The sequence below is a fragment of the uncultured Sphingopyxis sp. genome, assembly GCF_900078365.1.
In the GTDB taxonomy this organism is placed as follows: Bacteria; Pseudomonadota; Alphaproteobacteria; order Sphingomonadales; family Sphingomonadaceae; genus Sphingopyxis.
In genome coordinates this window covers 2,664,649-2,674,222 of the sequence record NZ_LT598653.1, presented here as the reverse complement: position 1 = coordinate 2,674,222, position 9,574 = coordinate 2,664,649, and the positions used below count along the sequence as shown (strand labels likewise).

Below are 9,574 nucleotides of genomic sequence, written 5' to 3'. Positions count from 1 at the left end.
GAAGCGGTGGGGAGGGGGACCGTCGCCGCAGGCGATGGTGGAGGGGCGGGGCGGTTGCATCAGAGCCCCTCCGTCAGCGCTTCGCGCTGCCACCTCCCCATGGCTTCGCCACAGGGAGGATCGATTGCCAGCGGTCATCACGCGGCCCGCTCCTCGATCCGTCCGTCGTGCATCACGACGACGCGGTCGCAATGTTCGGCGAGCTCGGGATCGTGCGTGATGATCAGCAAAGTCGCGCCCAATGCCGCGCGGCGCGCGAAGATCAGCTCGATGATCGACTGGCCGGTCGCGGTGTCGAGATTGCCCGTCGGTTCGTCGGCGAAGATGATCGCGGGCGAGCTCGCCATCGCGCGCGCGATCGCGACGCGCTGCTGCTCGCCGCCCGAAAGCTGCGCGGGATAGTGGGTGAGGCGGTGGCCGAGCCCGACGGCTTCCAGTTCCGTCGCGGCGCGGCCGAACGGATCGGCTATCCCCGCGAGTTCGAGCGGCACCGCGACATTTTCGAGCGCGGTCATCGTCGGGAGCAGATGGAAGGCCTGGAGCACGATACCGATGCGGCCGCGCCGCGCCCGTGCCAGATCGTCCTCGTCCATCGCCGCGAAGTCGAGCCCCGCGACATGGATGCTGCCGCCATTGGCGCGCTCGAGACCCGCTAGGACCGCCATCAGCGAGCTTTTGCCCGATCCCGACGGGCCGAGCAGCGCGACCGACGTGCCCGCCGCGACCTCGAGATCGACGCCGCGCAAAATTTCGACGGGGGCCTTGTCGCTCCCCAAAGTCAGCGTCACATTATGGGCGGCGATCGCCAGATCGGGCGATTGTCGTGGGGCGTCGGGCAAGGAGAGGACCCTTTGGAATGAAAACGGCCGGATGGCGCTCTTTCGCGATATATGGTTGCGCAATCGCGCTTTGCCAACCGCTCGCCGCATGCGGGTCGGCGGAGGCGCCACCGGCATCGACGAACGACAAGAATGCGGCGCCCAAGTCGGCGGCGATCCCGGCCGACGCGCCGCTCGTGATCGCTTTCGGCGACAGCCTCTATGCGGGTTACCAGCTCGGACCGAAAGAGGGCCTCGCGCCGCAATTGCAGACCGCGCTTGCCGATGACGGCGTCGTCGCGCGCGTCCAGAATGCCGGAGTGTCGGGTGACACGACCGCGGCGGGGCGCCAGCGGCTGACCTATGTGCTCGACAATGCCAAGGCGAAGCCCGCGCTCGTCCTGCTCGGGCTCGGCGGCAACGACATGCTGCGCGGGATCGGTCCCGACCAGACGCGCGCCAATCTCGACGCGATGCTCGCCGAGCTTCGCAAGCGCGACATCCCCGTGCTGCTCACCGGCATGATGGCGGCGCCGAACCTTGGCAGCGACTATGCGAACAAGTTTAACCCCATCTATCCCGAACTCGCGTCGAAATATGAGGTGAGCTTCTATCCCTTCATCCTCGACAATGTCGTCACCGACAAGGCATTGATGCTCGGCGACAACCTCCACCCCAATGCGAAGGGCGTGAAGGTGGTGGCCGAAGGGCTGGCGCCGCTGGTCGAACAGGCGCTGCCGGACGCGAAATAGGGTCCGATCGGTCAGCTGAAATACTGCCTTCCTCGTCTCGTCATCCCGGCGAAGGCCGGGATCTCGCCGGTGCGTCAGGCCGATATGGTGAGATCCCGGCCTTCGCCGGGATGACGATTTAATCAAGAATGTTCGTGCGCTAACTCCCCCGCGGCCCGAACAGGATGATCGCCGCGCCGCCGAGGCAGACGGCGGCGCCGATCAAATCCCAGCGGTCGGGCTTCGCGCCCTCGACCGCCCAGAGCCAGATCAGCGCCGAGACGATATAGACCCCGCCATAGGCGGCGTAGGTGCGCCCCGCATGCTCGGCATCGACGAGCGTGAGCAGCCAGGCGAAGAGCGCGAGCGACGCGATCCCGGGCACGACCTACCACATCGGCTTGTCGAGCCGGAGCCACGCCCAGAAGGCGAAGCAGCCCGCGATTTCCGCCAGCGCCGCGCCGATATATGCAAAAGCCGTCATACCCTCACCGTGGCGCGCGCGGGGCCAAAAGGAAAGAAGATGCTGCCAGCGCCGCGCAATTGTCCGCTTTGGGGTGGGAAGTGGACGTTGATCCAAATCAGGCCCTCCCCTTCAGGGGAGGGCAGCGAGACTTGCCAGCTTGCTGGCTTAGTCGCAGCGGGTGGGGGCCATCGGCCTTGCGCAAGGCTGATGGCCCCCACCCCAACCCCTCCCCTGAAGGGGAGGGGCTTGCTTTTCAGCTATGTCTGTTTGCGGCCGGAACCGGCCATTGCGTTCCGGACTCCAGACGTTGACCGAAGAGGGGTGGTGAGCGGGCCTATCGCATCTAATCCAGACCAAGCGAAGCTTCTCCAACTCCGGCGCCACGGATCACCAATTTGTATTCACCGGCCGAACCGGGAGGGAGCGCGGTCACTTCCTTGAAGCCGCGCGGAGTTTGGCCGACCACGACGGTTCCCAAATCTTTGCACCAGACAGATTTGTCGACCCTTACTTCCCATACCGCCTTCCCGGACCACGCTGCCCTCCCGGAAAATTTGCCGACGGGATAAAGGGTCACCGACTCCACGCAAGGCGCCCTCTTATCGGAAAAAACTACTCCCCAGTCTTGGCTCAGATCAGCCCGTGTCTGGCTGCCGTCTTCGTATATGATTATCTCAATCATGGGAGGCGAGCAGGAGGCCAGCAGTGGTGCCGCAATCCCAGCGACAAGAAACAAGATGCTGCGCTTCATTCAAAAGATGTAGCTGATCCGTATACGTCCGCAACCGGTCGAAAGCCGCAGTTCAAAAAAGGGGCGACCCGCAGGCCGCCCCTCTCTTTTCGTTTCGCTGGTCCGAAGAGATCAGAATGCGAAGCCGAGGCCGACGACGAAGGTGTCGAAGTCACCGAAGTTGTCGATGAACTGGTGACGATATTCGCCCTTGGCATAGACATTCTGGGTCAGCTTGTGCTGGTAGCCGGCGCCGACATAGGGATCGTCCACGTCGCCGAAGGTGTAACCGCCGGTGGCATAAAGCTTGCCGCTGGCGCCGATCTTGGCGCCGACGCGGCCGCCGGCCGAGAACTGGACGTTCGCGCCGTCGACGAGCACCTTGTCGCCCGCGATTTCGGCGCCGACGAAGGTCGAGCTGCCGAGGTCGAAGTCATAACCGGCGGCGGCGCCGAGCGTGGCTTCGTCCTGGCCGTTGCCGGTGATCAGGCCGCCGCGAACTTCCACGCGGCCTTCGCCAGCGGGGGCCGCGAGGGCGGGGGTTGCGACGACGGCCGAGAGGAGAGCGGCTGCAACTGCGAATTTTTTCATTTTTCGTTCCTTCATTCAAAACGGACCACGCCCTTTGGGTCGCGGCCCGGCCCTTAAATGGCGTCGACGCCTGTCGCTTCAATGAATGGATCGTTCAGAATGTGACAATTTTCTTACCTGTGTTATTTTTACCACACGGTATAGAATAGCTATGCGAAATCCGATCCGCAGAGCCGCGGATTTCCGACGTTTTTATGAGAGCGAAAGTGCCGCGTGAAGGGCGCTCAGCCGAGCGCGGCCTGTTTTTCCTCGGCGATGCGGTCGAGTTCGGCGCGCGTCGGCTTGGTCGCGGCGCTCTTCAATTGCCCGCACGCCGCCATGATGTCGCGCCCGCGCGGCGTGCGCACTGGCGCCGAGATGCCGGCCTTGAAAATGAGGTTGCTGAACGCACGCACCCGCTCGGGGGTCGAGCATTCATAGGGCGCCCCCGGCCAGGGATTGAAGGGGATCAGATTGACCTTGGCGGGCAGACCATATTGCTTGATCAGCCGGACGAGTTCGCGCGCATCCGCATCGCTGTCATTCTTGTCCTTCAGCATGACATATTCGAAGGTGATGCGCCGGGCGTTGTTCGCGCCGGGATAATCGGCGCATGCCTGCAGCAGTTCCTCGATGCCATATTTGCGGTTCAAGGGCACGATCTCGTCGCGGATTTCCTTGGTCACCGCGTGGAGCGAGACCGCGAGATTGACCCCGATCTCCTCGCCCGCGCGCGCCATCATCGGCACGACGCCGCTCGTCGATAAGGTGATGCGGCGCTTCGACAGCGCGAGCCCGTCGCCGTCCATCACGATCTTGAGCGCGCCCTTGACCTCGTCGAAATTATAGAGCGGTTCGCCCATGCCCATCATCACGATATTGGTGAGCATGCGGCCGTCGGCGGTGTAGTGCCCGGCCTCATCGTCATAATCCTCGTCCTCGGGATCGGCGCCGAAGCCCGCCATCGTCCCCTTCGGCCATTCGCCGAGCGCGTCGCGCGCGAGCAGCACCTGCCCGACGATCTCGCCCGCGCCGAGATTGCGGACGAGGCGCATCGTGCCGGTGTGACAGAAGCGGCAGTTGAGCGTGCAGCCGACCTGGCTCGATACGCAGAGGGTTCCCCGATCGGCGTCGGGGATGAAGACCATCTCATATTCCTGGCCGTCGGCGGCGGCGAGCAGCCATTTGCGCGTGCCGTCGCTCGACACCTGCGCCTCGCGCACCGTCGGGCGGCCGATGATGAAACGGTCGGTCAGCCAGGGACGCATCGTCTTGGCGATGTCGGTCATCGCCTCGAAATCGGTGACGCCGCGGTGATAGATCCAGTGCCAGATCTGCTTGGCGCGCAGTTTCGCCGCCTTGGCGTCGAGCCCGGCCTCGACGAGCACGCCGCCGATCGCGTCGCGCGTCAGCCCGACGAGGTCGATGCGGTTGCCGCCGCGTGAGCGAACGGTGCCCGTCGTCACGGGGTCGATATGGCCGGGAATCTGCATGATGCGCGGCCATATAGTGGGGGAGGGGCGAAAGCGCAATTGCGGGCGATAAAAGCCCCTCCCCTTTAGGGGAGGGGTTGGGGTGGGGGCCATCGGCCTTGCGCAAGGCCGATGGGCCCCACCCGCTGCGACTAGGGAGCAAAGCTCCCAAGTCTCGCTGCCCTCCCCTGAAGGGGAGGGCAATGGAGTCACAACCCCTTCAGCATCTCCAGCACCTGCGGCACATTTCGGTTCGCCTCGGCATTGCGCAGCGGCAGGACGTTCTGGACGAGGATTTCCGCCGGTGTCGGCTGCTGCGCGAACAGCGCCATCACCTCGTCGGCGAAGTCGCCCAGCGGCATATAGCCCTCGCGCGTCGACTGGCCGGGGGTCAGGTCGGTGCGCACCGCGGGTGGGGCCAGCTCGATCACCTCGACCTTGCCCTCGAGTTGGATGCGCAGCGCGACCGAATAGCTGTGCATCGCCGCCTTGGTCGCCGAATAGGTCGGCGCCTTGGGGAAGGGGACGAAGGCGAGTCCCGACGTCACATTGACGATCGCGCTGTCCGCTTGCGCCGCGAGATGGTCGACGAGCGCGTCGGTCAGCCGGATCGGGCCGAGGATGTTGGTGACGACGGTGGTTTCGGCGTGCGACAGGTCGCGCTTCGCACTCGCATCCTCGGCGCTCATGATCCCGGCATTGTTGACGAGGATGTTGAGATCGGGATGCTTCGCGACAATTTCCTTCGCGAAGGCCGCGATGGCGTCGGCGTCGGTGACGTCGAGCGCCATCGCCGTCATGTTCGGCCGTCCGGCGATCGCCGCGTCGAGCTTGGCGGCGTTGCGGCCGGTGACGATGACCTTGTTGCCCGCGTCGTGCCAGCGCTGCGCGAGCGCAACCCCGATGCCCGAGCCGCCGCCGGTGACGAGGATGGTGTTGTCGCTGGTCTTCATGGCGCTTCTCCTTTGGGGATGGTGAGGAGGCCTAAATATTCCTATACTCTCCGGAAGAAAGAAGGCACCCGAAAGTGCCATAGTTACCCAAAAGAGAGAATTGGATTTTCCGCCATGCCCGCGCCCGAAAAAATTTCATACAATCCGCATGCGCCGGTCGATCCGCGCGTCGAGACGCTCGTCAACGAACTCATCGGCCGGGTCGCCGACAAATGGACGCTCCTCGTCCTGGAGGAGCTGGAGGATCATGGCACCTGCCGCTTCACCGAATTGTCGCGGCTCGTTCCCGGGATCAGCCAGAAGATGCTGACGCAGACCTTGCGCGCGATGGAGCGCGATGGCCTCGTCGTGCGGACGGTGCATCCGGTCGTCCCGCCGAAGGTCGAATATTGCCTGACCGATCTCGGCCATAGTCTGGGCGAAGCCTTTTGCGGCGTTTGGGTCTGGGCCGAAACCAATCTCGACCGGATCGAAAAGGCGCGGTCGGCCTTTGACGCGCGGGGATAAGGACGGCCTCGCGCTTACCGTTTGCGCCCGAATTGCCCCGGCGGGCCGCTGGTCAGGCCGGGACGCCAGGTGTCGATGCGCGGCGGGGGGATGATCTGGAAATCGGCCATGCTGTCGGCGGCGACGATCTGCTCCTTGTGCGCGGCGCGCAGGCGCATCGTTTCGATCTCGCGGTCGGTCTGGATGCCGAAGCGCGTGCCCGCGACCCAGCGCACCGTCCCCAGCATCGGTTCGTGGCCGGGCATGAACACCGTCATGCGTTCGCCGATCTGAAGCGCCTGCGGGGCCTGGCCGCCGATGCCGGTCAACGAGACGTTGCGCAGCGTGACGTCGAACCGGCCGAGCCGCTGGCAGGCGAGCGCCGCCTTGACCAGCCGCGACTGCCGCGGCTGGCGCTTTTCCTCCGGAAGCGATGAGGCAGGGAAGGCCTCGGGATTCGACATGCGCGACTCGGTATTTGCCGCCCGATTCCCACCTCGGACGGTTATCCTTTTGGTCCCGAACGCCACTCCTAAACAGGGAAGGTAAATTTCGTATATCCTGTTTGATAATTATGCGGAATTATTTGGCCGCCGGTTCGCCTCAATAAGCGAGCGCGCATCCGTCGGCGCGCATTTCGCTCGCCGCCGCATAGACGCGGGTGTCGCCGTCCATGCGATGTTCGACGCACTGATAGCGCCCGAAACCGCCGTCGGATTCGCCGAGCGTCCAGCCGATCTCGGCGAGCCGCCGCCGGGTCGCCTCGGGCACGCCGCTTTCGAGCCGCAACATGCCGTTCGGGCCGAGATCCGGCGAATCCTCGCCCATCGTTTCGGACGATCCCTCATGGTGCCAGCGCGGCGAGTCGCCGGCGGACTGGATCTCGAGCCCGTAATCGACGCGGTTGATGATGATCTGCGCCTGCCCCTGCGGCTGCATGTCGCCGCCCATCACGCCGAAGCTCATCCACGGCACCTCGCCCCGCGCCGCGAAGCCCGGGATGATCGTCTGGAACGGCCGCTTGCCGGGCGCATAGATGTTCGGATGCCCGTCCTGCAGACTGAACAATTGCCCGCGATCCTGGAACATGAAGCCGAGGCCATCGGCGACCAGCCCCGACCCCATGCCGCGGAAGTTCGACTGGATCATCGACACCATCATCCCGTCCTTGTCGGCGCAGCTGAAATAGGTGGTGTCGCCGTGGCTCGGCGCCTGCCCCGGGTGGACAGGGGTGAGCAGGCGGTCGGGGCGGATCAGCTTGGCGCGCTCGGCCGCATAGTCCTTCGAGATCAGCCATTCGACCGGCACATTCGAAAAATGCGGATCGGCATAATATCGCGCGCGATCCTCATAGGCGAGGCGCTTCGCCTCGGCCTGCAGATGGATCGACAGCGCCGACTGGAAGCCCGCGCCTTTCAGGTCGAAATACTCGAGAATGTTGAGCATCTGCAACGTCGCGATGCCCTGCGTGTTCGCGCCGAGCGCATAGACGTCGGTGCCGCGATAATCCGTCTTGTGCGGCTCGATCCATTCGGACTTGTGCGCGGCGAGATCCTCGTAGCGCAGCCAGCCGCCGATCCGCTTGAAATAGGCGTCGATCGTGCGCGCGATTTCGCCTTCGTAAAAGGCGTCGCGCCCGCCTTCGGCGATCAGGCGGAAGGTGCGCGCGAGATTGGGGTTGCGGAAAACCTGCCCGGCCGCCGGTCCCTTGCCGTCGTTCAGCCCATAGGTGCGGATCGCATTGTCGGTTTCCTCTATCCCGCGGCCAGGCTGGCGGAAACCGGCGAGGCTGCGGCGGATATAATAAGCGATCATGTCGGGCACCGGCGCGCCCGCCTCGGCATGGGCGATGACCGGCTCGAACAGATCTTTCCACGGGAGCTTGCCGTAACGCTGGTGCATCGTCCACCAGCCATCGACGGTGCCCGGCACCGACACGCTGATCGCGCCATAGGCGGGCAAGGTGCCGCCCTTGGCGCGGCTGCGCACCGTCGCGAGGTCGAGCCCGCGCGGGCTCTTGCCCGATCCCGCGAGGCCCGCGAGCTTCTTCGTCTTCGGGTCCCAGATCATCGCATAGACGTCGCCGCCGATGCCGTTCGCGGTCGGTTCGAGCAGGCCGAGGCACGCGTTGATCGCGATCGCGGCGTCGACCGCCGACCCGCCGCGCTTCAAAATGTCGATCCCCGCCTGCGTCGCGAGCGGATGCGCGGTTCCCGCCGCGCCGCTGAGACCATAAGCCGCGGTGCGCGACGCGAAGCTCGCGCCGACGACCCTGTCGCCGCCATGAACGTCGGGCCGCACGAAGCGGTCGGCGCCTTCTTCCCAGACCGGCGGCGTCGAAGCGTCCGCCTTGGGCGCGGCGGGCGCGGCTTTGGGCTTCGTGCTTTCTGCGCGGCCCGCGGTTGGCAACAGCGCGGCGGCGGGGACGGCGGCGAGGAGTGTACGGCGACGCATGGGTTTCGGATCCCCCTGAGGAAAAGTCCGATTTTGCGGGATATACCCGCGATGGCAAGGCCGGAATCACTATCCGATACGGTAAAGCGGGCGTCGGGCGTAACAAAAGGCCCGCCGCGTGCGGAGCACGGGCGGGCCGAAAGGCGATAGGTTCGGAGCTTAGCGCAGGCCCGAAAAGTCGATGTCGCGGATGCGGCCGTAGCGGACGTCGCAGCTGAACTTGCCGCGATCATAATAGCCGCCGCGACCCCAGCGGCCGCCGTAGCCGTCGCGCACGACGACGCGGCCCTTGACGCGATAGCCGTCGCGCTTGCGGTCGATATCGGTCACCTCGGTGACGTCGGTGCGGCCATAGCGGCGGCTGCCGCGTTCGACGGCGTTCACGCACTGGCGGATCGCGCTGCGGCTGTTGCCATAGCGGTTGTAATCATAGCTATAGCCATAACGCGGATCGTCATAGCGATAGCGATCGTCATAACGGTCGTAGCGATCATAGCGGTCGTTGTCGCCGCTCGACAGGATCGCCGCGAGGCCGCCGAGGACGACGGCGCCGGCGATGATTTCGCCCGCGCTGATCCCGTCGCGGTCATAGCGGTCGCGCGCGGCGGCGGGGGCGGCGCTCATCAGCATCGCGCCGGCGGTGGCCGCACCAATTGCGGCCCGGGTCAGGTTGGTCTTGATAGCCATGGTTCGGTCTCCTCAAAAGCGCAGGCGGCAGGAGCAGCCTGTTAACGATGGTTTAGAGGAACGCCCGTGACACGGTGCTGAACCCGGCGCTTATCTGGCGTTCAGCCTTGGTTTTGCTGGCGTTCATCTGGCGAGCCTTTGCGCGGAGGCGACAAAGCGAGGGTGTGAAAAGGAAAGGCCCGCCATCCGGTGGATGACGGGCCTCGA

General features: G+C 65.1%; 10 protein-coding genes and 1 pseudogene. 2 read left to right on the top strand and 9 right to left on the bottom strand.

Going from position 1 to position 9,574, the window contains the following annotated elements:
* Positions 1 to 137 precede the first annotated feature (137 nt).
* Positions 138 to 839, bottom strand: coding sequence for an ATP-binding cassette domain-containing protein (locus QZL87_RS12395; RefSeq protein WP_295319798.1), 702 nt, complete (start codon positions 837 to 839; stop codon positions 138 to 140).
* A 17-nt stretch (positions 840 to 856) separates the two neighbouring features.
* Here QZL87_RS12395 and QZL87_RS12390 point away from each other — a divergent pair, with 17 nt between their 5' ends.
* Entirely contained in the window at positions 857 to 1,570 is a 714-nt protein-coding gene (locus QZL87_RS12390; RefSeq protein WP_295319796.1) for an arylesterase, read from the top strand.
* Between the two features lie 139 nt (positions 1,571 to 1,709).
* Here QZL87_RS12390 and QZL87_RS12385 read toward each other — a convergent pair.
* From QZL87_RS12385 to QZL87_RS12365, 5 genes and pseudogenes are all read right to left on the bottom strand, one after another.
* Positions 1,710 to 2,033: pseudogene (locus tag QZL87_RS12385) on the bottom strand (YnfA family protein).
* 325 nt (positions 2,034 to 2,358) lie between these two features.
* The gene (locus tag QZL87_RS12380; protein ID WP_295319794.1) at positions 2,359 to 2,766 is read right to left on the bottom strand and encodes a hypothetical protein; all 408 of its coding nucleotides are present in this window, start codon (positions 2,764 to 2,766) and stop codon (positions 2,359 to 2,361) included.
* A 111-nt stretch (positions 2,767 to 2,877) separates the two neighbouring features.
* On the bottom strand, positions 2,878 to 3,336 hold the full coding sequence (locus QZL87_RS12375; protein ID WP_136175020.1) for an outer membrane beta-barrel protein: 459 nt from the start codon (positions 3,334 to 3,336) through the stop codon (positions 2,878 to 2,880).
* Between the two features lie 224 nt (positions 3,337 to 3,560).
* Positions 3,561 to 4,808 carry a 23S rRNA (adenine(2503)-C(2))-methyltransferase RlmN gene (gene rlmN / locus QZL87_RS12370; RefSeq protein ID WP_295319792.1) on the bottom strand — a complete coding sequence of 416 codons (1,248 nt, stop codon included), beginning with the start codon at positions 4,806 to 4,808 and terminating at the stop codon, positions 3,561 to 3,563.
* Between the two features lie 188 nt (positions 4,809 to 4,996).
* Positions 4,997 to 5,740 (bottom strand): SDR family oxidoreductase, encoded by a 744-nt coding sequence (locus QZL87_RS12365; protein ID WP_295319788.1) that lies wholly within the window; start codon positions 5,738 to 5,740, stop codon positions 4,997 to 4,999.
* 114 nt (positions 5,741 to 5,854) lie between these two features.
* Between QZL87_RS12365 and QZL87_RS12360 the strand changes: the two genes are divergently transcribed.
* Positions 5,855 to 6,247 (top strand): helix-turn-helix domain-containing protein, encoded by a 393-nt coding sequence (locus QZL87_RS12360; RefSeq protein ID WP_295319785.1) that lies wholly within the window; start codon positions 5,855 to 5,857, stop codon positions 6,245 to 6,247.
* Positions 6,248 to 6,261: 14 nt separating this feature from the next.
* On the opposite strand, the gene QZL87_RS12355 is transcribed toward QZL87_RS12360, so the two are convergent.
* The 3 genes from QZL87_RS12355 to QZL87_RS12345 all read right to left on the bottom strand — a co-directional run bounded on the left by QZL87_RS12355 (position 6,262) and on the right by QZL87_RS12345 (position 9,367).
* Positions 6,262 to 6,690, bottom strand: a complete 429-nt coding sequence (locus QZL87_RS12355; RefSeq protein WP_295319783.1) for a PilZ domain-containing protein — start codon at positions 6,688 to 6,690, stop codon at positions 6,262 to 6,264.
* A 139-nt stretch (positions 6,691 to 6,829) separates the two neighbouring features.
* The gene (locus QZL87_RS12350; protein WP_295319782.1) at positions 6,830 to 8,680 is read right to left on the bottom strand and encodes a gamma-glutamyltransferase family protein; all 1,851 of its coding nucleotides are present in this window, start codon (positions 8,678 to 8,680) and stop codon (positions 6,830 to 6,832) included.
* A gap of 159 nt (positions 8,681 to 8,839) precedes the next feature.
* A complete protein-coding gene (locus tag QZL87_RS12345) occupies positions 8,840 to 9,367 on the bottom strand; it encodes a hypothetical protein (protein ID WP_295319780.1) in 528 nt (175 codons plus the stop codon).
* Positions 9,368 to 9,574: the final 207 nt, after the last annotated feature.

Coding starts and splice junctions, on each gene's coding strand:
- QZL87_RS12345 (WP_295319780.1), bottom strand. CDS start 9,367: ATGGCTATCAAGACCAACCTGACCCGGGCCGCAATTGGTGCGGCCACC.
- rlmN (WP_295319792.1), bottom strand. CDS start 4,808: ATGCAGATTCCCGGCCATATCGACCCCGTGACGACGGGCACCGTTCGC.
- QZL87_RS12360 (WP_295319785.1), top strand. CDS start 5,855: ATGCCCGCGCCCGAAAAAATTTCATACAATCCGCATGCGCCGGTCGAT.
- QZL87_RS12350 (WP_295319782.1), bottom strand. CDS start 8,680: ATGCGTCGCCGTACACTCCTCGCCGCCGTCCCCGCCGCCGCGCTGTTG.
- QZL87_RS12380 (WP_295319794.1), bottom strand. CDS start 2,766: ATGAAGCGCAGCATCTTGTTTCTTGTCGCTGGGATTGCGGCACCACTG.
- QZL87_RS12365 (WP_295319788.1), bottom strand. CDS start 5,740: ATGAAGACCAGCGACAACACCATCCTCGTCACCGGCGGCGGCTCGGGC.
- QZL87_RS12375 (WP_136175020.1), bottom strand. CDS start 3,336: ATGAAAAAATTCGCAGTTGCAGCCGCTCTCCTCTCGGCCGTCGTCGCA.
- QZL87_RS12355 (WP_295319783.1), bottom strand. CDS start 6,690: ATGTCGAATCCCGAGGCCTTCCCTGCCTCATCGCTTCCGGAGGAAAAG.
- QZL87_RS12390 (WP_295319796.1), top strand. CDS start 857: ATGAAAACGGCCGGATGGCGCTCTTTCGCGATATATGGTTGCGCAATC.